The organism is Marinobacter iranensis (assembly GCF_029207565.1).
Classification (GTDB): domain Bacteria; phylum Pseudomonadota; class Gammaproteobacteria; order Pseudomonadales; family Oleiphilaceae; genus Marinobacter; species Marinobacter iranensis.
The window spans coordinates 524,931-550,743 of the sequence record NZ_JANCMW010000002.1 but is presented as its reverse complement, the minus strand read 5'-3'; the positions used below and the strand labels follow the sequence as shown (position 1 = coordinate 550,743).

21 protein-coding genes are annotated in these 25,813 nt (G+C 57.6%); 5 read left to right on the top strand and 16 right to left on the bottom strand.

The genetic code is table 11. The features are described from left to right. Positions 1-3: 3 nt before the first annotated feature. The 7 genes from NLU14_RS05805 to NLU14_RS05775 form a co-directional block, all read right to left on the bottom strand. Positions 4-1,119: an ABC transporter ATP-binding protein gene (locus NLU14_RS05805; RefSeq protein ID WP_275705234.1), complete on the bottom strand. Its 1,116-nt coding sequence runs from the start codon at positions 1,117-1,119 to the stop codon at positions 4-6. A gap of 7 nt (positions 1,120-1,126) precedes the next feature. Continuing rightward, positions 1,127-1,996, bottom strand: a complete 870-nt coding sequence (locus tag NLU14_RS05800; protein WP_275705233.1) for a carbohydrate ABC transporter permease — start codon at positions 1,994-1,996, stop codon at positions 1,127-1,129. Then, positions 1,989-2,915 (bottom strand): carbohydrate ABC transporter permease, encoded by a 927-nt coding sequence (locus tag NLU14_RS05795; RefSeq protein ID WP_275705232.1) that lies wholly within the window; start codon positions 2,913-2,915, stop codon positions 1,989-1,991. Before NLU14_RS05795 ends, NLU14_RS05800 begins: the two co-directional genes overlap by 8 nt. 54 nt (positions 2,916-2,969) lie before the next feature. Beyond that, complete coding sequence (locus NLU14_RS05790) at positions 2,970-4,229, bottom strand: ABC transporter substrate-binding protein (protein ID WP_275705231.1); 1,260 nt, start codon at positions 4,227-4,229, stop codon at positions 2,970-2,972. A 39-nt stretch (positions 4,230-4,268) separates the two neighbouring features. Next, complete coding sequence (locus tag NLU14_RS05785; RefSeq protein WP_275705230.1) at positions 4,269-5,705, bottom strand: carbohydrate porin; 1,437 nt, start codon at positions 5,703-5,705, stop codon at positions 4,269-4,271. 124 nt (positions 5,706-5,829) lie between these two features. Continuing rightward, positions 5,830-7,299 carry an ATP-binding protein gene (locus NLU14_RS05780; RefSeq protein WP_275705229.1) on the bottom strand — a complete coding sequence of 490 codons (1,470 nt, stop codon included), beginning with the start codon at positions 7,297-7,299 and terminating at the stop codon, positions 5,830-5,832. Further along, positions 7,286-8,002 carry a response regulator gene (locus tag NLU14_RS05775; protein ID WP_275705228.1) on the bottom strand — a complete coding sequence of 239 codons (717 nt, stop codon included), beginning with the start codon at positions 8,000-8,002 and terminating at the stop codon, positions 7,286-7,288. Before NLU14_RS05775 ends, NLU14_RS05780 begins: the two co-directional genes overlap by 14 nt. 130 nt (positions 8,003-8,132) lie before the next feature. On the opposite strand from NLU14_RS05775, the gene NLU14_RS05770 reads away from it, so the two are divergent. Beyond that, on the top strand, positions 8,133-9,380 hold the full coding sequence (locus NLU14_RS05770) for a type 2 periplasmic-binding domain-containing protein (RefSeq protein ID WP_275705227.1): 1,248 nt from the start codon (positions 8,133-8,135) through the stop codon (positions 9,378-9,380). A gap of 2 nt (positions 9,381-9,382) precedes the next feature. Here the strand turns inward: NLU14_RS05770 and NLU14_RS05765 are convergent, their stop codons facing one another. Continuing rightward, a complete protein-coding gene (locus NLU14_RS05765; protein ID WP_275705226.1) occupies positions 9,383-11,071 on the bottom strand; it encodes an HAD family hydrolase in 1,689 nt (562 codons plus the stop codon). Positions 11,072-11,195: 124 nt separating this feature from the next. On the opposite strand from NLU14_RS05765, the gene NLU14_RS05760 reads away from it, so the two are divergent. Further along, the gene (locus tag NLU14_RS05760; RefSeq protein ID WP_275705225.1) at positions 11,196-11,972 is read left to right on the top strand and encodes a ferredoxin--NADP reductase; all 777 of its coding nucleotides are present in this window, start codon (positions 11,196-11,198) and stop codon (positions 11,970-11,972) included. A 118-nt stretch (positions 11,973-12,090) separates the two neighbouring features. Here the strand turns inward: NLU14_RS05760 and NLU14_RS05755 are convergent, their stop codons facing one another. The 5 genes from NLU14_RS05755 to NLU14_RS05735 all read right to left on the bottom strand — a co-directional run bounded on the left by NLU14_RS05755 (position 12,091) and on the right by NLU14_RS05735 (position 18,912). Further along, positions 12,091-12,678, bottom strand: coding sequence for a DUF2845 domain-containing protein (locus tag NLU14_RS05755; RefSeq protein ID WP_275705224.1), 588 nt, complete (start codon positions 12,676-12,678; stop codon positions 12,091-12,093). Positions 12,679-12,851: 173 nt separating this feature from the next. Then, on the bottom strand, positions 12,852-13,412 hold the full coding sequence (locus tag NLU14_RS05750; RefSeq protein ID WP_275705223.1) for a flavin reductase family protein: 561 nt from the start codon (positions 13,410-13,412) through the stop codon (positions 12,852-12,854). Between the two features lie 36 nt (positions 13,413-13,448). Further along, on the bottom strand, positions 13,449-15,410 hold the full coding sequence (ftsH, locus tag NLU14_RS05745) for an ATP-dependent zinc metalloprotease FtsH (RefSeq protein ID WP_275705222.1): 1,962 nt from the start codon (positions 15,408-15,410) through the stop codon (positions 13,449-13,451). Beyond that, complete coding sequence (locus tag NLU14_RS05740; RefSeq protein WP_275705221.1) at positions 15,403-17,523, bottom strand: 3-hydroxyacyl-CoA dehydrogenase NAD-binding domain-containing protein; 2,121 nt, start codon at positions 17,521-17,523, stop codon at positions 15,403-15,405. The genes ftsH and NLU14_RS05740 overlap by 8 nt, the downstream gene beginning before the upstream one ends. A gap of 48 nt (positions 17,524-17,571) precedes the next feature. Next, the gene (locus tag NLU14_RS05735) at positions 17,572-18,912 is read right to left on the bottom strand and encodes an acetyl-CoA C-acetyltransferase (RefSeq protein WP_275705220.1); all 1,341 of its coding nucleotides are present in this window, start codon (positions 18,910-18,912) and stop codon (positions 17,572-17,574) included. A gap of 243 nt (positions 18,913-19,155) precedes the next feature. Between NLU14_RS05735 and thpD the strand changes: the two genes are divergently transcribed. Continuing rightward, on the top strand, positions 19,156-20,064 hold the full coding sequence (thpD, locus tag NLU14_RS05730; RefSeq protein ID WP_275705219.1) for an ectoine hydroxylase: 909 nt from the start codon (positions 19,156-19,158) through the stop codon (positions 20,062-20,064). Positions 20,065-20,351: 287 nt separating this feature from the next. On the opposite strand, the gene NLU14_RS05725 is transcribed toward thpD, so the two are convergent. The 3 genes from NLU14_RS05725 to dsbG are packed head-to-tail and all read right to left on the bottom strand — an operon-like array spanning position 20,352 to position 22,937. Next, complete coding sequence (locus NLU14_RS05725) at positions 20,352-20,945, bottom strand: protein-disulfide reductase DsbD domain-containing protein (RefSeq protein WP_275705218.1); 594 nt, start codon at positions 20,943-20,945, stop codon at positions 20,352-20,354. 16 nt (positions 20,946-20,961) lie between these two features. After that, the gene (locus tag NLU14_RS05720; protein WP_275705217.1) at positions 20,962-22,152 is read right to left on the bottom strand and encodes a protein-disulfide reductase DsbD family protein; all 1,191 of its coding nucleotides are present in this window, start codon (positions 22,150-22,152) and stop codon (positions 20,962-20,964) included. After that, positions 22,152-22,937, bottom strand: coding sequence for a thiol:disulfide interchange protein DsbG (gene dsbG, locus NLU14_RS05715; RefSeq protein ID WP_275705215.1), 786 nt, complete (start codon positions 22,935-22,937; stop codon positions 22,152-22,154). The genes NLU14_RS05720 and dsbG overlap by 1 nt, the downstream gene beginning before the upstream one ends. Before the next feature lie 941 nt (positions 22,938-23,878). On the opposite strand from dsbG, the gene NLU14_RS05710 reads away from it, so the two are divergent. Both NLU14_RS05710 and NLU14_RS05705 read left to right on the top strand, forming a co-directional pair. After that, entirely contained in the window at positions 23,879-24,100 is a 222-nt protein-coding gene (locus NLU14_RS05710; protein ID WP_275705214.1) for a hypothetical protein, read from the top strand. Continuing rightward, positions 24,100-25,668 carry a multicopper oxidase family protein gene (locus NLU14_RS05705; protein ID WP_275705213.1) on the top strand — a complete coding sequence of 523 codons (1,569 nt, stop codon included), beginning with the start codon at positions 24,100-24,102 and terminating at the stop codon, positions 25,666-25,668. Before NLU14_RS05710 ends, NLU14_RS05705 begins: the two co-directional genes overlap by 1 nt. Positions 25,669-25,813: the final 145 nt, after the last annotated feature.

Below are 25,813 nucleotides of genomic sequence, written 5' to 3'. Positions count from 1 at the left end.
TTGTTACGGCCGGATGCGTTTCTCGCTTTCCGGGTCGAAGAACACGACCTTTCTCATGTCGAACATCAGGTCGGTCTCTTCGCCCCAGTTAACCGGGTGTTCGGCATCCAGCCGGCACTGGACATCGGTATCATTGAGGCGAATAACCGCGAGAACGTCAGGTCCGGTCGGTTCGGTGACTTCCACCGTGAACCTGCCCTCTGCCACCATCAGGTTATTTCTTTTCTGTTCGTCAGGCTGGCTTACGTGTTCCGGCCGGATGCCGAGTGCCACCCGCTTGCCGGCCCAGCTCTCCAGATAATCCGGCACGGGCAGGGACAGCGTGCGGCCATCGCTCCCTTCAACCGTCACAGTAAGGCCTGTCTCGGATTGCTCGATCGCCACGTCAATAAAGCTCATGGAGGGAGACCCCATAAAACCCGCCACAAACAGGTTTTCCGGGGTGTCGTAGACCTCCTTCGGTGTACCCAACTGCTGCAACTCACCGTCCTTGAGTACGGCAATCCGGTCTGCCAGGGTCATGGCCTCGATCTGGTCATGGGTGACGTACACAATGGTGGTTTTCAGGCGCTGGTGCAGCTTCTTGATCTCGGTACGCATTTCCACCCGCAGCTTGGCGTCCAGGTTAGAGAGCGGTTCATCGAACAGATAGATCTTCGGCCGCCTGGCCAGAGCACGGCCCATGGCCACCCGCTGCTGTTGCCCGCCGGAAAGCCGGGAGGGCTTTTTATCCAGCAAGGCGGATATCTGCAGCAGGTCGGCTACGCGCTCCACTTCCTGGCGGATTTCCTCTTTCGGCATGCCGCGGATCTTCAGCCCGAACGCAATGTTCTCGCGCACGGACATGGTGGGATACAGGGCGTACGACTGGAACACCATGGCGATATCCCGGTCCTTCGGCTCCATGCCCGATATGTCCTTGCCATCCACCACAATCGACCCACCGGTGATGGTTTCCAGGCCGGCAATACTGTTCATCAGCGTGGATTTGCCGCAGCCCGAGGGGCCGACGAGAGTCAGGAACTCACCGGATGCGATGTCAATGTTGATGCCCTTGAGGGTCTCGTCCAGGGCGCCTGCATAGGTTTTGCGGATATCCCGCAGTTCAAGTTGTGACATTGTTGCTCTACCCTTTAACCGAGCCGGCCGTCAGGCCGCGTATAAAGTACTTGCCTGCCACGATGTACACCACCAGTGTTGGCAGTGCGGCGATCATGGCGGCGGCCATATCCACGTTGTATTCCTTCACCCCGGTGGTGGTGTTCACCAGATTGTTCAGGGCTACCGTAATCGGCTGGCTGTCCCCGCTGGCGAAGACCACACCAAACAGAAAGTCGTTCCAGATCTGGGTGAACTGCCAGATCAGCGACACCATGAAAATCGGCGTGGACAAGGGCAGCAGGATGCGGAAGAAGATAGTGAAAAAGCCGGCGCCATCCAGCCGGGCCGCCTTCACCAGGGCATCAGGAATGGCCACGTAATAGTTGCGGAAAAACAGCGTGGTGAAAGCCACACCGTAAATCACGTGGACCAGCACCAGCCCGGCGGTGGTATTGGCCAGCCCCAGCTTGCCGAGAGTGGCCGCCATTGGCAGCAGCACAACCTGGAACGGCACAAAGCAGCCAAACAACAACATGCCGAACATCAGGTCCGACCCTCGGAACTTCCACTTGGACAACACGTAACCGTTGAAGGCACCCAGCAGTGTGGAAATCAGCACCGCCGGCACAGTCATCTTGAACGAATTCCAGAAGAACCCTTTAACGCCCTCACATTGCACACCGGTACAGGCTTCGGACCAGGCCTTGGTCCAGCCCACGGCCGTCCAGTCGGTCGGCAGCGCCAGCAGGTTGCCGGTACGAATATCCATGGGTGTCTTGAAGCTGGTGATCAGCATAATGATCAGTGGAATCAGGTATACCAGGCAAGCCAGGAGCAGCACCCCATAGATGGCAATGCGGCTGGGGCGAAAGCCGGTACGAACCACGTCAGTCATGGCGTTTCTCCCTCAGTTCGGAATACAGGTAAGGCACCAGCAGCGCGAGAATGGCACCCAGCATCAACATGGCGCTGGCAGAGCCCAGGCCCATCTGGCCACGGGTAAAGGTATGGGCGTACATGAATACTGCCGGCAGGTCAGTTGAATAGCCCGGCCCACCAGAGGTCATGGCCATCACCAGGTCAAAACTCTTGATGGCTATGTGGGCCAATACCATCACGGAACTGAAGAAAACCGGCCGCAGGGAGGGCAGGATGATTTTCCAGTAGATGACCGGCAGGCTGGCACCGTCAACCCGTGCAGCGCGAATGATGGATGAATCAACACCCCGCAGGCCGGCCAGAAACAGGGCCATAACAAAGCCGGAGGCCTGCCAGACGGCAGCCATCACAATGGTGTAGATGGCAAAATCGGAATCCACCAGCCAGTCGAAGCTGAACGAAGTCCAGCCCCAGTCATGCATCAGTTTTTCAAGCCCCAGGCTCGGATTCAGAATCCACCGCCAGACCGTGCCCGTTACAATCATCGACAGTGCCATTGGGTAGAGATAGATAGTCCTGATGGCGCCTTCCTGGCGGATGCGCTGGTCCAGAAAAATGGCCAGCACCACACCAATCAGCAAGCAAATGCCTATGAATAGCCCGCCAAAAATCGCAAGATTCCACGACGCGACTAACCAGCGTTCGCTCTCCATCAGCTTGGCGTATTGCTCAAGGCCGACGAATTCGTAACTGGGCAGAAAGCTGGAATTGGTAAACGACAACACGCCTGTCCACAGCATGTAGCCGTAGATACCAATGCCTACGAGAATAAAGGTTGGCGCCACCACCAGTTTGGGCAGCCAGCGCTGCAGGGCATCCATCAGCCCAGACGATGCCCTGGCCACCCCGGCAGGGCGACGTTGAGTGTGTTCCATGAAAAATTCCCCGAAAAAACCCGAAGGCCGCCCGCCGGGCGGCCTGGTGCGGCATTACATGGCGGACTGTATGGCGGCTGCCAGTTGGTCCGTGGTTTTTGCCGGGTCCGGGTTGTTGGAGTTGACGAAGTTGGTGACCACATCGAAGATCTGGCCCTGGATGTAGCTGGTGGTCGCCAGGCCATGGGAGAAGCTCGGCACCAGGCCGCCATCGTCTGCGCTGGACTTGAACGTCTCCATCGACGCCTGGGCACAGCTATCGAACGCGCCCATGTCCATGTCGGTACGAACCGGGATGGAGCCCTTGTTCTGATTGAACAGGGTCTGGAATTCAGGTTCCAGAATGGTGCGCGCCAGATCTTTTTGCGCTTTGACGTCCTCCTCCTCTGACAGCCTGAACATGGCGAAGGAATCCACGTTAAAGGTGAACTGGCCGGCCGTACCCGGAGCTGGGGCGCACAGATAGTCTTCACCTGGCGTCAGTCCCGCAGCGGTAAATTCACCCTTTGCCCAGTCACCCATGATCTGCATGGCAGCCTCACCGCGAATCACCATGCCAGTGGCCGTATTCCAGTCCCGTCCGGCGGCGTCGTCATCGACGTAGCTCATGACCTTGGCGAACTGTGCGAAGACCTCTTCCATCTTGTCGCTGTTAATCACGTCCATGTCATGGTCGACAAAGGCCTTGCGATAATCATCCGGGCCCAGCTCAGCGAGAGCCACGGCATCGAACACAGTGGCGTCCTGCCAGGGCTGGCCACCGTGCGCCAAGGGAATATAGCCCTCGGCCTTGAGCTTGTCGGCCACCTCGAAGAACTCGTCCAGTGTGGTAGGGACTTCAACGCCGGCATCTTCCATGACCTCCGGGTTCACCCACAACCAGTTCACCCGGTGCACGTTCACCGGCACCGCCACGTATTCACCTTCGTACTTCATGATGTCGGCGATCATTGGCGGAATGAGTTGGTCCCAGTTCTCGGATTCGGCAACGCTGTCCAGGCTGGTCAGAAAGCCCAGTTCCGCCCACTCACGAATATCCAGGCCCTTGATCTGGGCCGCAGCCGGCGGGTTACCGGAGACGGCGCGGGTTTTCAGCACGGTCATGGCGGCCTCGCCACCGCCACCGGCCACCGCAAAGTCCTTCCAGGTATGGCCCTGCTCTTCCATCATTTTTTTCAGGGCCGCCGCGGCCCGAGCTTCGCCACCGGCAGTCCACCAGTGCAGAACCTCGACTTCACCTGCCTGAACGGCCGCTGTTGGCATCAAGGCGGCAGAAACCGCCAGGGCTGTAAGATGACGCTTGAACGTTTTCATAAAGACTCCTTGTTTTTGTTGTGAAGACCCGATTCGATATCAGAACCAGATTTCCATCTGGGTTCCAAAGGTCCACTGGCTGCCGCCAAAGTCTTCCTGGCCCAGCGCATCGCCGCCGTCAAAACGGTTAAGCTCGTCGTCCCAGGTGGAGTAGCTGGCAAACACACGGATTTCCGGGCGGTTCCAAAATCCGCCTACTTGCGGCTTGAAGGTCGGTGCAACGGTGAAACGGGCATAGTCCCCATCCACGTCACCACGCCCTTCGTAGCCTTCGGCTTTCAGGTCCATCACCTGCCAGGAGGCCTCGTACTGCATCTCGAAGTTGGCGCCCAGTTCGTTCGCCAGGCGGGTGCTGAAGGTGAGCCACTGGTATTCGTCCCCTTCCACATAACGGTCCTTGCTGGTTTCCGCCAGGATCGCAGGGGCGATACGCCAGCGATCACCCAATCGGGTGGTGCCATAGGCAGCCACACGGGTACTGGCCGCGTCTTCGTGCAGGTTGCCATCGGCGCCGATGTTCTTGACTTCCGCACCCAGGCCTCGACCATGCAGCAGTGCTACCTTGAAACTACCGTCGGATACTCCGAAAAAGCTGTCGCCGTGATAGGCCAGCATAGTGTGCACACCGGTGTCGGCAGCTTCCATAACACCCCCGACCACACGCTCATCGTTATCCGCGGCGGACATGCCGTTGATCAGCCACTCGACATTGCCAAAATAGTTATTGGCAGTAAGGATCAGGTTGTCGGTGTCCGAGGTACCATCCGTGGTGCTGGGGTCGGAGGGAAAGTCCAGGAAGCTGCGTCCATACAGTGAGAAGTTGGATTTCATCGACTCACTGAAGGCCACATCGTAGATACCGGCACCGGTGCCCCCCAGGAAGACGATATCGCTGTCGAGCCAGTGGATATCAAAGTTAAGGTCCCGGTCAAAGCGCTTGCCGGCCCAGATGGAAGAATCCTCGAAAATGCCGGTGAAACTGGCCAGGTTGCTGAATTCCACGTAGGCCTGGCGCACGTTCAGGGCGCCATCCCCGGCGGTCCAGTCGTTGCTGGAAGTGGTGGAATCGGCAATCATCAGGCGGTAGTGGGCCTTGGTGCCGTTATCTGCCACGCTCTTGTAGTTGAGGATGGCTTCCAGGTATGTGTCCGGCTCGTTACCCAGACGCCCCACTGCCCCGCCAACGGAGCCAGCCGGTGTCAGGTAGGGGCCGCCTGGCGCACTTTTGCCATCGCTGTTGAGCAGCAATCCGGAGCGGGCGTAGGTGTTGAAGGAGAAACCCTGCTCGCCCCGCGCATGGGGTTCAACCTCTGCCAGTTGTTGTTCCAGGGCGGACAGGCGCTCTTCAACGCTTTCCTGGCCATGCGCCTGGCCGGCAATCAGTCCCAATGAAACCACACCTACGGCTGCCGTAAGCAGGTTGACAGGCTTGGCGCCCATGGTCAGGGCAGAACGACACGTTTTATTGGTATTCATGATGACTCCTTGTTTTTTTTGTATTAGCAATATCGGAGTCTATGGCAATAGTAGGAACAGGAACGTATCAAACTGAAAGACCGATGTAACACGATTGTTACATCGGTCTTTCAATCCCCAACCATCAATGCCGGGGGAGCGTAAGAGTCACGTCCAGGCCGCCGCCCGGCCAGTTGGCGATATCGAGGTCGCCCCCATGGCTCTGTGCAATATTGCGGGCAATACCGAGACCCAGGCCATGGCCTCGCCTGTGCTCCTGACCAAGTCGGTAGTAAGGCTCGAAAATCCGGTCAAGCTCTGCCTCGGGAATACCCGGGCCATAATCCCTTACATGGATGGTTAACTGTTCATGAGAATCTTCCACGCAGATGGTCGCCGCATTACCGTACTTGATGGCGTTGTCCACCAGATTTCCCAGGCAGCGCTTCAGCGCAAGGGGTTTGCCCCTGTAAGCAGCACATCCCCCCTCTACCACAACACGGGGGCTATCGCCCATATAGGCGTCCGCCATTCTGCGCAACATGCCATCAATATCCACCAGCTCTACGTTCTCATGGATGTCGGTGTCCTTCATGCTCTGCAGGGCCCCTTTCACCAGCAACTCCAACTCCTGAAGGTCGCTCTCGAGCCGCTCCCGCAGGTCTGCATCATCGATGAGATCAGCGCGCAGACGGAGCCTTGTTATCGGGGTTTTCAGATCATGGGAGATTGCGCGAAACAGTTGATCCCGGTCACTGATGTAATTTTGCAAGCGCCGGTGCATGGTATTGAAACCCCGAGTCACCGCCACAATTTCGGCACTGCCCTGCTCACGCAGTGGCGGCCGGTGCTCATCCAGAGGCAGATCCCGTGCCGCCCTGGCGAGCTTATGCAAGGGCCGGGTCTGGCGCCGCACCAGCCATGCCAGCACGGGAAATAAAACACCGATCATTACCAGGATAAAGACAATCTGCTGGCCAGGGATGCTTTCATCATCAAGTGATACATAGGGCGCCGGAAGCAACGAAGCGAGATATAACCATTCACCCGTGGCAACCTCCACCTGGGTTACCAGGACCGGTGGTTTGATGGGCTCCAGCGTCAGGGCATGGTGAGCCCAGGATTTCGGTAACGCATCCAGTGGCAATTGGGTATTCAGGATTCTCAGATCGTCAGGGTGGACAAACTCAACGTGCATGTTGATCGACTTACCCAGTCGGCTTTTGAGCACCGCCACCACTTCGTTTGTCACCAGTTGTTTGCGCTCACTGTCTGGCAGTGCGCGCATTTCGATGCGTTTGTCGTTAAGGGAGACAAAAAAGCGGGAGCCGCCCATATCCCTCAACTGGTCCAGTACGATATGCCGGTATTCCAGCGGCAGGGACTTGAAAAACTGTGCGGTTGCCGCCGCTGAAGAGGCGAGATTGCGGGTGGTATTGACCAGGCCTTCCACCTGCTGGGCCCTGAATGTGCCCACCCAGATCACGCTTGATACCACCTGGGCTACGCCCATTGCCAACAGTGTCAGCAGCAGGATGCGCCCCAGCAGTGACGACGGCACAAGGCGCCAGACCTTGCGCCCGGCCTCAACCGCTCCGACATTATTCCGCTCCATGGGTCACCGTTGCCGCCAGCAGATACCCCGCCCCACGCACTGTCTTGATTAGCCTGGGATTGCGGCCCCGGTCCCCCAGGCGCTGGCGCAGACGACTGACCGCCACATCCACCACTCGGTCCAGAGGCATGGATTCCCGCCCTCTTGTAACGCCGGAAATGGTGTCACGGTCCAGGACTTCATTCGGATGGGTGAGAAAGAGCTGCAGCAGCGCGAAGTCCGCGCCAGATAATGGAGCGGTTTCTCCCTGATCCGAGACTAGCTCATGGGCCAGGGTATCAAGCCGCCAGCGATCAAATCGCACAAACCGGGGATTGTCTGCCCGGGTAAAACTGCAGCGCCGCAATAGTGCCTTGACCCTGGCCTGCAACTCCCGGGCGCTGAACGGCTTGGCCAGGTAATCATCGGCACCGATTTCCAGGCCAACCACCCGGTCTGTTTCATCCGAGCTCGCGGTCAGCATGATGATAGGCACCTGCGAATGCTCTCGGATCTCCCGGCAAAGGGTAAAACCATCATCCCCCGGCAGCATGACGTCGAGAACAATCAGGTCTACCCGCGTCTCCGCCAGCAGGTGTCGCATGCCATCGCCCTCAGCAGCGGTCAGCACATCGTAGCCAACACGGGACAGGTGTTCATGCAGCAACTCGCGGATCGCATGATCGTCGTCCACGACGAGAATCGACGCTCTTACATCAGTCATTCACAGGCCTTTTTTGTTATTCATACTTGCAGGAACAGGTCCGGACTTTGTCAGTCAAAGTAAGGCAAAACTCCCGGGCGAATGCTAGTCTTCAATTGGTATTGTCAACAAAAAGGATGACACGGTCATCATGGATCTTCGGCCCCTGGCGCTGGGCATTTTAGGCACGTTTTCCATTTCCCTGTGCCACGCCCGGCCACCCTCACTCAACCTGTTTACCTTTGAGTCACCGCCTTACCAGGTGGCTGCCCGGACTGACGATGGTGTTGCCTACGTGGCTGGTGAGACCATAGATACTGTCAACTGCGCCGCCAGCCAGGCCGGGTGGTCAACGCGCATCCGGATCGCGCCGCAAAACAGGGCGGCACATTCATTACGCCGCAACCTGATCGACGGTTACTTTGCCATAGATCCTTCCACAGAGCTCGATACAACGGCAAAACAAAGCGACCCGGTGTCCCTTGAAAAATGGTATTTCTTCACCACACAACCCGGTCCAATTCCGGACACTGCTCGTATCGGCGTCGTTGACGGTAGCAACGAGAAAGCCTGGCTGGAAGCCAATGGTTATAACATTTTCATCAGTGTTTCATCACCAAGCCAGTTACCAGCCCTTCTCGAGCGTGGGCGAATCGATGCCGCACTGATGGACGAACGGGCCATGACAGGGCTGCATACCCCCGATGAGCCGGGCTACGGGGAACTGACTGCACATTTTCTACGCTACGCACCCCTGTATCTCTATATGAGTGAGAATTTCACGGCCAACAATCCGGATTTCCTTTCAACCTTTAACCGCTATCTACCCGCCTGCATGGAAGGCCAGGTTACCCTCTCTGCCGAGGAGGAAGTACGTATCAGGGCGCTGGCCGAACAGCTGTTCAGCGAAATTGACAGTATCCTCAACCTGCAGCAGGCCATTGATGCCGGCCCACGCATGGAAACCCTGACCGATGTGCTGACCTTCGACAGCAAATGGCAGGCGTTGGCACCGGATAAGGCAACCGAACTTGCAAACACCATCCTTGCATTGCCCGGTTCAAGAGCCCTGCACGCATGGAAGCTGACACACCGGGAACTGGTTACCGAGGCACTTTTAACGAATAACATGGGGACTCTCGCGGCCATAAGCCAGCTCACATCGGATTACTGGCAGGGCGATGAACCCAAATTCACTCAGGTACTGGAGAATATCCGGGCCGGGTTGGCGGGCCAGAATACAATTTTCATATCAGACATTCGCTACGACGCCTCCACCTCACGTTTCCAGATAACAGTCAGCGCGCCGGTGGGCCCGGTTTCAGACGGTGTTCCAAAAGGTATCCTTGCACTTGGACTGGATATTGAAAACGCACTGGTAAATCGCAAGAGTCACTGACTTCACGGCGGCCCGATCTCACAGGCCAGCACCAGTGCCCAGAACTCGGAAAAGTCATTGACCACCACATCCGGCTTGTCCGGGTGCTTGTGCGTGCCCGGGAAAATCCGGTTCAACCAGGGCAGATCCCATTGTGCCCCATTGAAGAACACCGCTGTCATACCGGCACGCTTGGCGGCAATCACGTCCGTGGTGCTGTCGCCCACGTACCACACGCTCGGGTCTGGCGGGTAATCCAGCTTCTGCACCGCCAGGTAAAGCTGGTCCGGATGAGGCTTTCTCAGGGGTGTGTCATCACCGCACACATCCACATCAAACAGGTGGGTCCAGCCGGTGTCTTCCACCGCAGCCAGTTCGTGCTCGAAAAACTCCCGGTCGCGATTGGTGATCACCCCCACCTGGATGCCAATGCGCCGCAGCCCCTCAAGCACCGCCCTCACCTTCGGTTCAAAGGCTTTCACCGTCCCGTAATGCTCCCGGTAGTGACGGTTGAACACCTTATGGGCGATCTGTTTTGCGTCCTGATCCTCACCAAACAGCACTTCAAAGATATCCGTGCGTGAAATTTTCCGGTCGGCGCGCACCTTGGGATGGAGTTTGGCAAATTCGCGCACGTAAGCCACTAACCGGGCATCTTCCGGTGTCTTGCTGTCTTCTGGTGCCAGCATACGGCTAACCAGACCGAGCTCCTCAAACTCCGGAAACATGTCGTCCACGGCGTGGTACATGGCGTCCAGGGTATCCACCAGCGTGGCGTGCCAGTCGAACAACATCACCGAAGGCCGGATCAGGCTGACGACAGCAGGATGCCAGTCCGGCTCAATCCGTGGCTGCGGTGGCTCGGGGCGCGGATATGGCCTGGGCCGGACTTCCGCCGGCGTTGCCCGAAAGGCGTCCGGCTGCTGCCTCTCCAGCAGTGCCAACAGGTTGATCAGATCCTCAAAGCTGTCGAGGATGGCTGCAGGGGCATCGCGATAACTGAACCAGCTGTCAATCCGCCCGGATTCCCAACAGGCGCCGTTGTAGAACACACCGGACACGCCGGCACGGTTGGCCGTGAGCATGTCCACATAACTGTCGCCCACATACCAGGCCCGTTCGTCGACCGGCAGGCCCAGCTTCTCAAGGACGCGTGTAATCACCTCCGGATCGGGTTTGTACTCCGTCACGTCATCGGCGCAGACGGTGGCATCGAAGAGATTCTGCCAACGCCCCTCGTCGACCATGGCCAGTTCCTTGTCGAGGAACTCCCGGTTGCGGTTGGTGGATACCGCCAGCCGGATGCCCATTTCCTTCAGGGCTGTCAGGTACTCGTAGGCGCCCTGCTGGAAAGGCCGCACCTTACCAAAATATTTCCTGTAGCAATTATTGTAAGCCTTGTGGGCAATCAGTTTTGCGTCTTTGTCATCACCAAAGATCGCGTTGAAGATATCAGTCCGGGAAACCCGCCGCTCAGCCAGGATGCGGGGGTGCAAACGCCGGAATATCCGGATATAACGCACCAGGCGAGCGTCATCGGATGTGCGGCATTTGTCTTCGGGCAGCAGCCTGTCCACCAGGCCCAGATCTTCCAGTTGCGGCAACATCTCTTCCATGGCACTGAACATGGCGTCGTGGGTGTCCACGAGGGTGCCATGCCAGTCAAACATCAGTACGGATGGTGCGGGCAATCCATCACTGAATCGGGCCATCGTCATTCCTCCGGAAACCCTCATGAACCACTTTCACGGCCATTACCGGGGCCTGTCCCCTTGGGCCTTCCTGCGCGAACTGCCCTGATATTTACTACAATTAGCCTATACGGAGGAATACCCCATGGCTACACTTGGAACCGAAAGCGTCATCAGCGTCCGCCACTGGAACGACACCCTGTTCAGTTTCCGGACCACCCGCGATCAGAGCCTGCGTTTTGAGAACGGCCACTTCGTGATGATCGGCCTACCGGTCGACGGCAAGCCGCTGCTCCGTGCCTACAGCATTGTCAGCGCCAACCATGAAGAGTATCTGGAGTTTCTCAGCATCAAGGTACCAAATGGCCCTTTGACCTCCCGTCTGCAGCATATCCAGGAAGGCGACTCGCTGTTTGTCAGCCGCAAGCCGGTGGGCACCCTGGTGATGCACGACCTCAATCCCGGCAAGAACCTCTATCTGTTTGGCACCGGTACGGGCCTGGCCCCGTTCATGAGCATTATTCGCGACCCGGAAACCTACGACCGTTTTGACAAGGTGGTACTGGTGCATTGCGTACGCGAAGTCAGCGAGCTGGCCTACCACGACTATCTGACCAGCGAGCTACCCGGCCACGAGTTCCTGGCGGAGATCATCGGCGACAAGCTGATCTACTACCCCACCGTGACCCGGGAGCCTTTCCGCAACGAAGGCCGCATTACCACCCTGATTGAATCCGGCCAGTTGGCCAAGGATACCGGCCTGCCGCAACTGAACGCAGACACCGACCGGGTCATGCTCTGCGGCAGCCCCGCCATGCTGAAAGACCTGTCCGCCATGCTCGACAGCCTCGGGTTTCAGGCCTCGCCCCAGCAGGGCGAGGCCGGCGACTACGTGATTGAACGCGCGTTCGTGGAACAATAACCGGAGATATGACCATGACCAATCCCGTTTCCTACCTGCCCGCTCATCAGCAGAAGCGCCAGCCTCCGGGCAAGACATGCCAAAAATCATAATGGAATAATCCGAGAGCCCCGATGCATTATTGGGGCTTTTTCGTAGTCTCGACCTGGGTGATACGGCCATTGCGCAAGGTGACAATCCGGCGAAACTGGCTCTTGCCGGTTTCATACAACCACTCTTCCACGGGCACCAGGGTTTTGGGCCGGTAATGGCCTACAGCCATTGATCCACGGCCAACCGTTTCCCAGGTCACCCGCCTGGAGATAGGTTCGCCGCAATAGGCCACCATTTCGAACTCACTGAGCCCATCCTGCAGTCGCACCGGGGAGCAGTCGCCTGCGCTGTCGCCTGCAAACCCATAACCCAGGCTGCTCTCACGCTTAAGCTCGCCATCACGGAACTCAAGACGGCGGATGAAGCCCTGAGGCCCGGGGTTGTAATACCAGTGCTCAACCTCGCCCACTACACCTACACCCGGAACGGTGGCGGTCGGATAGGTAGCCACATAGTCCGGCGCCCCGCACCGTTCTTCGACTTCCACCGGCCAGTCGCCGACATCCACCAGTGACGTTCCGCAGCGAAAGGCGCCGTTGGCGACACCCGGCAAGGCAGCCAGGCCCGGCAGCATCATGAGCATCAGCACTCTTATTGACAACGACACACGCATACCTTCCCTCCCGTTTATACACTCCTGACCTTCCATACTAGAAGGATGTAAACGAAACGGGCACCCGGGAATCGTAAAAAACACGTAAACGTTGACGTTTAGATCCTGAGTAGCGCAAGGAGCCCTGCCAATTGGACCGAGCTGGCAGCTGTCGTCACGGCAAAGCTCCCGGGTTACAGCATCTGGGGCAGAAACTGTTCGCGCCGGTCAATAACCTTACCAGCCACTATAAACACACCGTCACCCGTGTAGTGGAGGGTTTCCGGATACTCTGGTGAGGGCTCCGCTTTGGCATTGACCACTTCCCACACGAAAAAGCCATAGCGGTCCACCAGGCTGTCATCCACCAGCCGGCATTCGAAATTCGCGTAGCACTCGTTGACCAGTGGTGCCGCTACCTCCTCAGAGGTGCCGGCGGACAAGCCGAAATGATCAAACTTATCGATGGTAGCGCCGCTGGTATTGCCAATGCCAATCACCTGGTCGGTCAACTCAAACGTGGGGAGGTTAATCACACATTCACGGCTACGGCGAACCATCTCAAAACTGTGGTTGCCCGCAGAAATCATGCACCCGACCAGAGAAGGCGAAAAGGCCATGACAGTGTGCCATCCCATGGTCATGATGTTCCGCTGGCCCTCCCAGGCAGAGGAAACCAGTACAACGGGGCCTGGCTCAAGGTAACGCCGCACCTTATCCAGCGAAACACGTTTTTTCCGAATTGGTGATGTCATCCTCTGCCTCCTGAGCATGCTGTTCGTTGACCAGGGTCAGGCCTCCTTTTTGTCCATGTCTTCGTGCATGGCCTTGATATCCAGCAGTGAATCAATGTCACTGGCCTCAAGGGTTTCTTCCTCAAGCAGGGTGTTGGCCAACCGTTCCAGTTGCTCCCGGTTATCTTTCAGTCGTTTGTTCACTTCCTGTTCGATACTGGTGATCAGTTTCCTGACTTCGTCGTCAATTTTCTCCGCCGTTGCTTCGCTGAAGTCACGCTCGCGGGAGATTTCATGACCCAGGAATACCTCCTCCTGACTCGAGCTGACCGACATGGGGCCAATGACCTCACTCATACCCCAGCGGGAGACCATCCGGCGAGCCAGTTTGGTGGCCTGTTCGATGTCGTTCTCGGCTCCGCTGCTTACCTCATTGAAAATCAGCCGTTCAGACGCCCGCCCGCCCAGCATGACCGCGATACGGTCCCGGGCATAACTCGCTGTCATGTTCAGGCGCTCTTCATCCGGGGCCTGTTCGGTCAGGCCCAGGGCACGACCGCGGGGGATGATGGTGACCTTCTCCAGAGGGTCCGCCTTGGGAAACAGCAGGGCTGTCAGCGCATGGCCGGATTCGTGGAAGGCAATCACACGCTTCTCTTCATCGCTGAGGCTTTGCTCACGTTCAGCGCCCATCAACACCTTGTCCCGTGCCTGGTCAAAGTGCCGCATCCGCACGACCTTGCTATTGTCCCGGCCAGCGAACAGGGCAGCCTCATTGGCCAGGTTCTCCAGGTCGGCGCCGGCAAACCCGACCGTTCTGCGAGCCACGGCAGAGAGGTCCACATCGTCGTTCAGCGGCATGGTTCGGGTGTGGATATCCAGAATCATTTCACGGGCCCGCTTATGGGGGCGGTCCAGGGTGACCTTGCGGTCAAAACGACCAGGGCGCAGCAGGGCCGGGTCCAGCACATCGGGCCGGTTGGTGGCGGCAATCACCACCACGGCTTCATGGGCTGAAAAACCGTCCATTTCGGACAGGATCTGGTTCAGCGTCTGTTCACGTTCATCATGACCACCGCCAACACCCGCCCCGCGCGAGCGGCCGATGGCATCCAGTTCGTCAATGAAGATGATGGCAGGCGATTCCTTGCGGGCTTCCTCAAACATGTTGCGCACCCGGGATGCGCCCACCCCCACAAACATCTCAATGAATTCGGAACCGGAAATGGAGAAGAAGGGAACATTGGCCTCGCCGGCCACCGCCCTTGCCATCAGGGTTTTCCCGGTACCGGGTGCCCCTACCATCAGCAGGCCCCGGGGTAACTTGGCGCCCAGGCGCTGGTAGAAGGATGGGTTTTTCAGGTAATCCACAATCTCGGCCAGGTCTTTCTTGGCGCTGTCCGCACCGGCAATATCATGAAAGGTTTTGCGCGGCTCATCAACGCGGAACCGCCTGGCTTTGGATTTGCCCATGCTGAACAGCCCCCCGGCCTGCTGGCCGCCCATCTGACGCTGCATCCGTTGCCAGAAGAAAATAATCAGACCAATAATAATCAGCCAGGGCAGAAAGCTGACCAGCAGACGGGACAATATATCGGGACCCGACTCCTTGGCGGTGATGGGGACGCCGTTCTGCTCAAGCAGGTTGACTATTCCAGTGTCACCAACCTCGGGGATGTGGGTACGGAACACCTGTTGGCCCGTAGGGCTCTCTGAATCCCCGGCAGATTTCATCATCCCGGTTACCTTGTGGCCTTCAATGGTCACTTCCGCCACGTCCCCTGCCGTAACCCTATCCTTGAATTCGTTGTAGGTGATCTCCGAAGAGCCGGATTGCGATACCAACTGGATGACATAGAAAATCAGGAAAGCCAGCAACAGGAACTGCAACACCCGGCTCCACTGAGGTGGCTCATTCTGCTGCCCCGACTCGGACAACGGGTCAAGGGGCCTGCGCTGGTGTTGATCGTCCTGCGACTGGTGATCTCGACGCTCGGATCGCTGCTCGCCATTAGCCATGGGAAGCTCCTCGATTACGGATACTCTCATCCGGCCTGAACCGGTCTCCATGGTTATTCGCCAGGGTTTCCAGTGACTTCCGGACGTCATCCATGCCCCGCTCATGGGCATAGTTCATGGGGCCGCCACGGAAGGGGGCAAAGCCGGTACCGAAGATCATTGCCCCGTCCACCAGGGATTCATCCTCGATTACGCCCTCCCGCAGGCAGGCCATGCAGGCATTCAGCATGGGCAACAGTAGCCGGTCGAGGGTGTCGTCCGGGGCTGCCTTCGTTTTGTCCCGCTTGTCGGCCTTGCCTTTCTTCCACTGGTACAGGCCTTCTCCGGTTTTCTTGCCCAACTGGCCATCCTCAACCTTCTGTTTGAGCCAGTCCGGCGCCGGCGGCAACTCGGTATCCAGCCGGTCGCGCAACATGTTGGCCACGCTGAGGCAAATGTCCAGGCCAACCTGGTCGGCCAGCTCTATCGGCCCCATGGGCATGCCAAACTCTTCCGCCACCCGGTCGATGCTCTCGGCGGCAACGCCTTCATCCAGCATGACCATGGCTTCCACCAGGTAGGGAGTCAGTGCCCGATTCACCAGGAAGCCAGGCGCGGTATCGACCGGTGCCGGTAAGCGGTCAATCTGGCCAACAAAGGCCCGGGCACGGTTCAGCACGGTTTCATCGGCCTTGTCGTGCCTGACGACCTCAACCAGCGGCATCAGGGCTACCGGATTGAAGAAATGCAAACCAACCAGGCGCTGCGGGTCCTTGAGCTTCTCGCCCAGACTTTCGAGCGGAATACTGGAGGTATTGGTGGCCAGGATAGCGCCCTGTTTCAGTCGGGGTTCCACCTCTTCATAGATTTTCTGCTTGAGCTCAACCTTCTCGGGCACCGCCTCAATCACCAGGTCGGCGCGTTCAACGCCCTGGTTGGCGAAATCCGGTGTCAAGCGATCCAGGATATCCCGGCGCTGGGCTTCCGAGCGGTGTTTCTTCTCACACAGGCCGGACAGTTTTTTCACCGCTTCCGCCAACTTTTCCGTCTCCATATCAAAGAGGGTGACGCTCAAGCCCTGGAAGGCACACCAACCGGCGATATCAGCCCCCATCTCACCAGCACCGACGACGTGCACATGCTTGACCGGTTCCGCCCCGGTGCGGGTCAGGCCTTTCATTTTTTCACGCAGGAAGAACACCTTCACCAGGTTACGTGAGGTGTCGGTCATCATCAGCCTTGCGAATGAGTCGATTTCAGCCTTACGCATGGCAGGGCCGGAATCCCCGCCGTGGTCTTCCCACAACTCAATCAGTGCCTCAGGGGCGGGGTAATGCTGAGGGGGCGCCTTTTTGGCACTCTGCGAGCGCATCTGGCGGGTTTCCAGCTGCCTGGCCGGCTTGGTGGAAAGCACGCGGCCACGTATGCCATTGCTGCTCTGTTCAATATCGCCGGCAATCACCGCAGCAACAGCTGCTTCAACATGGCGCTCTTCCAATACCTGGTCCACCAGCCCCAGCTTTTTGGCCTTGCCATGGGGAGCTGTCTTGCCGGTCAGCATCATGGTCATGGCTTCAATGGGGTCCACCAGTTTGGTGAAACGGGCGGTACCGCCCAGGCCCGGATGCAGGCCCAGTTGCACTTCGGGGAATCCCAGTTTGGCGCCCGGAATGGCAAACCGGTAATCACACGCCAGGGCCAGTTCCAGGCCACCACCCAGGCAGGAGCCGTGGACAACCGCGATAGTGGGACACGACAATGCCTCAAACCGGTCAACCACTTCATGAGCCCGGGTCAGCTTTTCAGCCACCTCGGATTCTGACTTGAGCTCGGTGAATTCCGAGATATCCGCCCCGAGGCAAAAGCCTGTGGGCTTGGTGGAGCGCAATACCAGTCCCTTTGGTGGTTTGCTCTCAAGCTCTCCGACAATTTCGCCGAGCTCTTCAAGGACCCTGGCAGAAAGAACATTCGCTCCGGCATCCTTCTTGTCAAAGATCAGCCAGGCAACGTCATCGCTGCTCCGGTCAAGGTGCCAGTGCTGCCAGTTTCCAGTATTTTCTGCCTTCTCGGAGTTCTCGAATGGACCCCGGGCCATCTCACGGATGCTTAGTGCTTTCAGAATATGACCAGTCATAGCTTTCTCCTGAATCCTGTGGCTAGAGCGTTGGCGCTGTGACAGTCGTTACACGGCCTCAATCAGCATGGCTCCGGATTGACCACCACCAATACATTCGGTGGCAATGCCGCGCTTGACGCCCTTGCGGTGCAGGGCGTTCATCAGGTGCAGCACTATCCGGTTGCCGCTGGTGCCGACCGGATGGCCTATCGCCACGGCACCGCCATCGATGTTCAGGCGCTCGGGATCAAGTTTCCCCATGGGCTTGTCCAGCCCCAGGGCCACCTCGCAAAACTCCGGGTCGTCCCAGGCTTTGGTACAGGCCAGCACTTGTGCGGCAAACGCTTCGTTGATCTCCCACAAGTCGATATCATTCAAGTTGGCTTTGTGCCGTTTCAGCAGGGCGGTTGAACTGAGCACCGGGCCAAGTCCCATAATTTCTGGATCCAGGGCTGCCCATTCACTGTCCACGAGAACTGCTCTGGGCTTGAGGTTATGTTTTTTGACGGCCTCTTCGGATGCCAGCACCATCCAGGAAGCGCCGTCTGTCACCTGGGAGCTATTGCCAGGAGTAACCTGCCCGAACGGCGGCTCGAAGGCAGCCTTGAGCTTGGCCAGAGCTTCGGTGGATGTATCCGCCCGCACGCCATCATCGTGCCTGTACAGTTCGCCATCCTCAGATATCGCCGGCACGACCTCATCGTCGAGCCAACCTTCCTCCTGGGCCCGGGAAAGGCGCTGGTGACTTGTTACGGCATACTCATCGGCCTCTTGCCGGGTAATATTGAATTGCTGGGCCAATACCTCCGCCGTCTGCCCCATACTCAATCCGACAATCGGGTCCGTCAGCCCTTTGGCCAGGCTGATTTCAGGCTTGAACTCCTTCGGGCTGAACTGGGCCAACTGGCGGGCATAATCCCGGGGCGAAGACGCCGCATTCAGCCCCGCCAGCCACTCCACTGCCTCAGTTTGCAGAACCATAGGGGCATGGCTGAGAGCCTCAGTGCCACCAGCAAGAATCAGGTCACTGTCACCATCCCGAATGTACTTGTAGGCGGTATCAATGGACTGCATGCCGGAACCACAATTGATCTGCACCGTAAACGCGGGCATGGCTTCACCCATTCCCAGGCGCAGGGCAGCGATTCGTGCCGGGTTCATCTCTGAGGGCACCACATTGACACAGCCAAGAATCACCTGGTCGTAGGCATCGACCGGTATTGGCTGGCGCAGTAACAGCGGGCGCCCACACTGAACCGCGAGGTCGACCGGCGAAAATGGGCCGGGGCGCCCCCTGGCCTTCAGGAACGGGGTGCGCGCGCCATCCACCAGATAGACCCGGCGCGGCCCAGAATCCCGTTCTGGACTTGCGTTGTCGGTTGCAGTTTTCGAAGTGCTTCGCGTCATTGGAGCCTCTCCGTATGCTGATCCTGAAGTTCGGCAAACCTGGGTTTGCTCTCTCTCTCTGATCCGACTGGAAAGAACGGCTCGAAAGCTTTCCAAAACTGACGCCAACCTATACCAGCGTCCTACTACTACCGTGGCCTCATTGTTGAATGTTTCAAGGGCAGCGTCGTCAAGGGGGGGCGGTTGAAAAACATCCTATGGCCTCAAGGTCTAATGGCGTCAATGCAAAAAAGGAGGCATCCCATGACTCGTCCACAAGACCTGTTCCCCACTCGTCTTGAACGCAAGTTGGGCATGTTTGAGAGACTGGACCCCGTTGTACATACCCCTGAAGACCGACTCTCCGACGGCCCATTGTCCACAGGGCAGGTACGCGAATTTGATGAAAGAGGATTCCTGTTCTTTGACTCCTTCTTCTCCAAAGATGAAATGGACAAATTTATAAAGGAGTTAAAGGACTACGAGGAAGATGAAGACCTCAAGCTGTCCGAAGGGACGATTCTAGAACCCGGAAAAGAAGAAATACGGTCCATTTTCGGCATCCATGAAATATCCGAGCGCTTTGACCGGCTGACCCGGGACCCACAGTTGTTGGATATTGTGCGCCAACTGCTGGACAGCGAGGTTTACATCCACCAGTCGCGGATAAACTACAAACCCGGCTTCAAGGGCAAGGGATTCAACTGGCACTCCGATTTCGAAACCTGGCACAGTGAGGACGGCATGCCGCGTATGCGCAGCCTGAGCTGTTCCATCGTGATGACTGACAACAACGAGTTCAACGGCCCACTGATGCTGATCCCGGGTTCCCAGAAATACTTTATTCCCTGTGTTGGCCGTACACCGGAAGACAATTACAAGGAATCCCTCAAAACCCAGAATTTGGGCGTTCCGGACGCTGCCAGCCTGACCAGGCTGATGAACGAAAACTCAATAGAGGCGCCCAAGGGCCCGCCGGGTTCTCTGATCATATTCGAATGCAACACCCTGCATGGCTCCAACGTGAACATGTCGTGCTGGCCACGAAGCAACCTGTTTTTCGTGTACAACAGCGTTCACAATACGCTGGAGGAGCCGTATTGCGGTAACAAGCCCCGGCCCGAGTTCCTGGCTAACCGGAAACATCTGGATCCGTTGAAGCCGGCCCTGTGAGTCCAAGGTGCCAGCAAATACCCGAAAATAGCTCATTGGCGAGATAGGTCCGACCGCAGGCCGGTGGTAGCACTCCAGGTGAGAAACTGCTGGCCTCGTTCCGTTTCTGGATCGCCGTTTGGTGGGCTACCAATACAATATTTCCAGCCCTCTGACCGCGATTCGTGCCTGTTCACAACAGAGCCCGCATCTGCCCTTCCGGGGCAACCACGGAAATCAGCAATACTCTGAATAAGTTGTTCACGGTTGTTCTCCGTTTGATTCCTTTGCTGAAGGGAATCCTGGGGTCATTGTGAGTTGGTATCGTCCAGATTCAGGGTAAGGGGCAGATCAGCCGGTGCCAGGCAAACGCCTTCATCACTGCAGGCCTGTACCCGCACCGTCATGTCGAGCTTGCCGGCTTCCTTCAACATGGCTGTATGCTTTTCGTCGGGCAGTAGTCGAATGCTCGCGTCGTCGTCATAAACCTCAAGGGCGGTATCACCAAGCGTAATGTCGCTGACCCGGCCACGCGGATACTGCGTCGGAATGTCAAGCGACTGGCCGTTAACCGAAGAACTGGCGACGGTGGGAATCAGGAACTCCATGGACGCCGGGTTGGCATTCACGTGCCAGCCCGGTTCAATGTCCAGTGTCAGAACGATTTCACCGGTATCCCCTGCCAGTGCCTTGTTGCCTCCGGCAACGTTCAGGCGCACCTTGTCGGAAGAATCCGCCAACCCCGTTCGGGCACTGGGTGCTGGGGCTTCAGAACTGGCTCGCTCCGCCTGGGCGGAGTTGGTGGTATTTGCGGGATAGTTATTGATCAAAACGAATGCAGCCGCTCCCGCGATCAGTAAAATCGCTACGCTGGTCAGCAATACTTTGTGTCGAATCACCATGATTCGCCTCCAATGTCTAACGTTGTGAGTTTTCGGTGCGGTTGATAGCTTTGACCAGGCTGTCGGTGTCAAAGAGTCCCGTGAAACGGGCGATAACGGTGCCGTCACCGTCAATGACCGCTGCGAAAGGTAAAGCCAGCCCACCCGTCGCGGTTAACAATGCGTCCTTTTGGGGGTCACTCGCTGTCACATCGACCTGTATGGGCACCATGTTGGCCCGCCGCACGGCTTCAGCCACAGCGGGCTCCTGATACACCGTGCGCTCCAGCACTTTGCAGTTAATGCACCAGTCCGCCGTGAACTCCAGTAAATGGGGCGTGCCCCGGGCTCTTGTTTCCGCCAGAAGTTCCGGCGAGTAAGTACGCCAGGCAAGGTCGCCTTCGCTGGCGCCCGGTGGGGATGCAAATACCACCGCCACCGCAAGGGCAAGGCCTGCCGCCGTTGCGGCGATCACACGCACGGCGTTATTGCCCTGGATGAAGCGGCGGATGCCCCACCCCACAACCAGTGCCAGCCAGGCCCACCATAACCAGGGGTAAACCGCTTGTGGCACCAGGCTTGCGCTGAAAAAGACGGCTGCGGCCAGCAAAACCAGCGCGAGCACTTCACGAATGGCCAGTGTCCAGGGGCCTGCCTTGGGCAATCGACTCAGCCACTCGGGCTTGAGCATCAGTACCGCGTAGGGTAATGACAGCCCCAGCCCGATACTGCCAAATATCCCCATAATCACCGACGCCGGCTGGGTTACGGCAAAAGCCAGAACTCCCCCCAGGAAAGGCCCGGCGCAGGGTGCGGCCAAAACCGCGCTCAACAGCCCCGATACGAATGCCTCAAAGTAACGGCGGCCATGCGCCGAGGCGGCAAATGCCGGGACCGGGATGGGCAGATCCAGCCAGGTGACCACCGCAAACCCGACCATCAATGCAACAAGGACGCCGACGAATACCGTCGACTGGAACAACGTGCCCCAGTTCCACTGCAGCAGCGCGGTCAGGCCGCCCAGCGTCAGGAAAAAGGTGAGTGTTCCGGCCGTAAACGCCAGTGCCGCCAACACACGATGTGATCGCTGGCTGCCGGCCTCCCGCAGGATAGTCCGTACCTTGATGGGAATCGCAGGCAGAACGCAGGGCGTCAGGTTCAACAGCAATCCTGCCACAACCGCCATCATGATCTGGCCGGCGATAAGCAAAGAAGGAAGCGGATCCATTACTCAGTGATTCCCAGCATTCTACCCAGCGCTTCTTGCTCGGGCACGCCGGTCTGGCCTCGCCATTGGCCGCTCGAGTCTCTGAACAGTAGTCCAGGCGTTCCACTGAAACCCAATTCGGCCATCCACTGGCGGTGTTGTTCGAGCGACGCCTCAAGGTTCGCCGGTATGGGGGTGAGTTCGGAAATTCCGCGCCCGTTACCATTATTTCCGAAGTTCTCCTCGAACGCCTGAAGTGCTCCGGCCGGGTCCTCGGCATTCATGATTGCGGCGGAGAAGCCCAGGCTGGAGGGCTTGAGAAAACCAACCATGACCCAGTGCAACCTGACTTTCCCCTCTGATACCCAGCTCCGGGTCTGCTGCCAGAATTTGTGGCAGAAAATGCAATTGGGATCCGCGAATACGTAGACCTCGGGGGCCTCTTTACCACCCTCGCTCACCAGATGGGTATCCCGGGAAAGCTGCTCGGCAACCGAGGCATACGTCGGCTTCGGTATATAACGTGCAGTATATTCGCGGGTCAGATCGTTGCCGTCGCTCCCCAGGAGCGCGCCGGAAAAAGTGTAGTCACCGAGGCCATAGACTATTCCGGCTTTTCCGTCTCCGGTCTTTACAACATAACCGGTCACGCCCTCGGCTGGCGTGGAGAAGCGTTCAATCACCGTAAAACCGACTTTCTCCTGGAGCGCCTTGATTCCCGGATCCATCGTTGGTGACGCAGACGCGAGAACCGCAACCAAACTCAAAAAAAGTGCTATCGAAAGCTTACGGCAGAGCACGGCCATACCCCGCGCCGGGTGTTCCAAACAGAATGACATCACAGGTTCGCTCCCATCTTTATGTATTCATCAGACAATAAAAAACCGCCAGGAGTGGCTGACTACGTGGTGGCATACCGCTCAGGATCGAACGACAGGCGCTCGAAGCGGGAACCCCAGGCAATCAAAGGCTCAGGAAATTGCAGAATACTTGGGAGGAAAGGGGTCCGGCCCTGAAAGTAGACGGCCGGAATGTGAAAGATAGTCCCTGGGACAGAGGGAGGACGATAATATCGGCAAATCCGGAATTGCAGGTTTGCAGACATGGGAAGAAATACACGTGCTGCTACAACCACCCTGGGCCTGGAGCCCGGAGCAGTCAGATATCACCTGGGCATCCGGCAAAAGGACACAAGCCTCAGCCATGGGCTCCTCCCCAAAAGAGGTCGCAGCAAATCCCTGTGAAACAAGGAGGTGAGCTACGAGCAGCATGGCTGCCATTCCCAGAAACCGCTTCGTCATCGCATCAATATCCAGATTACAGAACAGCTAGTGTCTTTCACGTGTGGAGAAGCAAGGTGCACCATAACCCACATTAGTGGGGGTGCCAAGCAGGCAGTAACGACTCATCCTCGCATCACCACTCTTAATATTCCGTTAAGAAACTGGGACTGGAACTACACTCATAAGTTCCTACGAATTTCACTGCAGACACGCGTTCTTTCGACCCCGGCGGCGTCGGGCCAAAAGCAGCTTCGCGACAATCGGCAAAAGGGTAATACCACTGACGAGAACCAGGATTATCGTCAGCATCCCGGACTCGGTTGCCATGAGCAATTGACCATAACCTTAAAGTAAACTTTAAGATCAAGGATTTTTTCACTCATTGCCAGATATCGGCAGGCGCACCACACTCATTCAACATGTCCTGTATTCAATTATATGGGCAAGAATATGGAGACACCGCGATGAAGGTTTTCGAGAGGCTAACTATCCTGATGGCGGGACTTTTCCTGCCCCTCTTCGCTCTTGCCGACGAACCCGGGCGCATCGGAGAGGGCATGATGGGTGGCAACATGATGCAGGGCATGGGCGGTATGGGGATATTCATGATGATTATCATGATTCTTCTGGTTGTGCTCCTGATACTTGCGATTCTGGCACTGATCAAATATCTGAAGAACAAGTAATGAGCCGGAAAAGTGTCCATCGGCGCACAGTTCTTCAGGCCATGGCGGGCACCGGTATTCTTCTCACGCTGTCGCCTGGTTTTCTGCTTACCGGCTGTGACGGCGGGGTGAAAGCGACTGAATCGGGGGCGCTCGGCCTTGATTCAGAAGAATACGATGTTGAACTGAATCTTCGTGCCACATCCGACTCGGTGCCCATACTTCCTGGCGCACCCAGTGAGGTGTGGCGATACAGGGTGGAATTGCTGAAAGGCCCGGAAAGCACACTCTCCGAAAACCCGGACAGCTACCTGGGCCCAACAATCCGGCTACGCCGCGGCCAGACAGTGAAAATCCATATTCACAATGAGCTCCCGGAAGACACCACCGTGCACTGGCACGGACTTCATGTGCCGTCCGACGTAGACGGGCAACCAAGGCTGCCGATCCGCCCTGGCGAGACAATGACCGTTGGCTTCGAGGTGTTGGACCGGGCCGGACTGTTCTGGTACCACTCCCATGCTCACGGCGAGCAGGGCGGTCGCGTGGGATTTCAGAGTTACGCGGGGCTTGCCGGGCTCCTGATCGTGGAAGACGACGAAGAGTTGGGCCTCAAACTGCCAATTGGTGAGAATGAACTGTTACTGGTGCTCCAGGATCGGACCTTTACCGGCACCAACGAACTGGTATACCTCGACGGCGGCATGGGCGCCATGATGGATCGAATGCGTGGTTTTCTGGGAGATCAGATTCTGGTTAACGGAGCGCCCCCGGCGACGCGCAAGGTCGCCACGCGCCCATACAGAGTTCGAGTCCTCAACGGCTCCAATGCCCGCATCTACAAGCTGGCCTGGAGCGACGGGCGCCCGGTCACGATTATCGGAGCCGACGGCGGTCTTTTTGAGAACCCCGAAGACAAGCCCTATGCCACTCTGGCTCCGGCCCAAAGGCTTGATATCTGGGTGGATCTTTCCGATTCCCGGCTCGGCAGCACATTGGAGCTCATCAGTGGAAGTTATGAAGCTGGAATGATGGGCGGAATGGGAATGATGGGTAACTCCGGCCTGCCCGCCGGCAGCCAATTCAACCTGATGGCACTGAAGGTAACCGAATCGGTCGATACCGCCGAAACCCTCCCGGTGCAACTCGCTCTGGAGCGCAAAAGAATTCCGATAACCGACGCCACGCGAATCAGGCAGTTTGAACTAAGCCATGTGATGATGCAGGGGTTCGCAATTAACGGCCGGCGTTTTGACAGAACCAATGTGGCGGATGACGAAAGAGTCCGCCTGGGTGATACGGAAATCTGGGAATTCCGGAACCGCACACCAATGCCTCACCCCATGCATGTTCACGGTTTGCAGTTCAACGTTATCGGGCGCGATGCCAACGGCAATAGACGTGGCTGGAGTGGCCTGACCCAAGGCCTGGTGGACAGTGGCTGGCATGATACGGTTCTTGTAATGCCGGGTGAAACTGTTCAGTTCGCGATGAAGTTCGAGCGTTTCGATGGTCTCTACATCTACCACTGTCACAACATGGAACATGAAGACACCGGGATGATGCGTTATTTTCAGGTACAAGGCTAAGCGCTGGCACTAAAAAGCCACCAACGCCTTGGCCCTGTCAGTAAACCCACCAGCCCGCCCGGGCGGGCATCCAAATTCATTTTGTCCTTGTCCCCACAGCCCGTTTTAGTGAATTTGCCTTGCGGCTTCGGATATCGAGATAGTC

Bases quoted from the DNA above. Each gene is read 5' to 3' on its own strand.
- thpD (WP_275705219.1), top strand. From the start codon at position 19,156: ATGACTCGTCCACAAGACCTGTTCCCCACTCGTCTTGAACGCAAGTTG.
- NLU14_RS05780 (WP_275705229.1), bottom strand. From the start codon at position 7,299: ATGGAGCGGAATAATGTCGGAGCGGTTGAGGCCGGGCGCAAGGTCTGG.
- NLU14_RS05740 (WP_275705221.1), bottom strand. From the start codon at position 17,523: ATGACTGGTCATATTCTGAAAGCACTAAGCATCCGTGAGATGGCCCGG.
- NLU14_RS05755 (WP_275705224.1), bottom strand. From the start codon at position 12,678: ATGCGTGTGTCGTTGTCAATAAGAGTGCTGATGCTCATGATGCTGCCG.
- NLU14_RS05775 (WP_275705228.1), bottom strand. From the start codon at position 8,002: ATGACTGATGTAAGAGCGTCGATTCTCGTCGTGGACGACGATCATGCG.
- NLU14_RS05770 (WP_275705227.1), top strand. From the start codon at position 8,133: ATGGATCTTCGGCCCCTGGCGCTGGGCATTTTAGGCACGTTTTCCATT.
- NLU14_RS05790 (WP_275705231.1), bottom strand. From the start codon at position 4,229: ATGAAAACGTTCAAGCGTCATCTTACAGCCCTGGCGGTTTCTGCCGCC.
- NLU14_RS05765 (WP_275705226.1), bottom strand. From the start codon at position 11,071: ATGGCCCGATTCAGTGATGGATTGCCCGCACCATCCGTACTGATGTTT.
- NLU14_RS05735 (WP_275705220.1), bottom strand. From the start codon at position 18,912: ATGACGCGAAGCACTTCGAAAACTGCAACCGACAACGCAAGTCCAGAA.
- NLU14_RS05795 (WP_275705232.1), bottom strand. From the start codon at position 2,915: ATGGAACACACTCAACGTCGCCCTGCCGGGGTGGCCAGGGCATCGTCT.
- NLU14_RS05710 (WP_275705214.1), top strand. From the start codon at position 23,879: ATGAAGGTTTTCGAGAGGCTAACTATCCTGATGGCGGGACTTTTCCTG.
- NLU14_RS05805 (WP_275705234.1), bottom strand. From the start codon at position 1,119: ATGTCACAACTTGAACTGCGGGATATCCGCAAAACCTATGCAGGCGCC.
- dsbG (WP_275705215.1), bottom strand. From the start codon at position 22,937: ATGGCCGTGCTCTGCCGTAAGCTTTCGATAGCACTTTTTTTGAGTTTG.
- NLU14_RS05705 (WP_275705213.1), top strand. From the start codon at position 24,100: ATGAGCCGGAAAAGTGTCCATCGGCGCACAGTTCTTCAGGCCATGGCG.
- NLU14_RS05720 (WP_275705217.1), bottom strand. From the start codon at position 22,152: ATGGATCCGCTTCCTTCTTTGCTTATCGCCGGCCAGATCATGATGGCG.
- NLU14_RS05750 (WP_275705223.1), bottom strand. From the start codon at position 13,412: ATGACATCACCAATTCGGAAAAAACGTGTTTCGCTGGATAAGGTGCGG.
- NLU14_RS05760 (WP_275705225.1), top strand. From the start codon at position 11,196: ATGGCTACACTTGGAACCGAAAGCGTCATCAGCGTCCGCCACTGGAAC.
- NLU14_RS05725 (WP_275705218.1), bottom strand. From the start codon at position 20,945: ATGGTGATTCGACACAAAGTATTGCTGACCAGCGTAGCGATTTTACTG.
- ftsH (WP_275705222.1), bottom strand. From the start codon at position 15,410: ATGGCTAATGGCGAGCAGCGATCCGAGCGTCGAGATCACCAGTCGCAG.
- NLU14_RS05785 (WP_275705230.1), bottom strand. From the start codon at position 5,705: ATGAATACCAATAAAACGTGTCGTTCTGCCCTGACCATGGGCGCCAAG.
- NLU14_RS05800 (WP_275705233.1), bottom strand. From the start codon at position 1,996: ATGACTGACGTGGTTCGTACCGGCTTTCGCCCCAGCCGCATTGCCATC.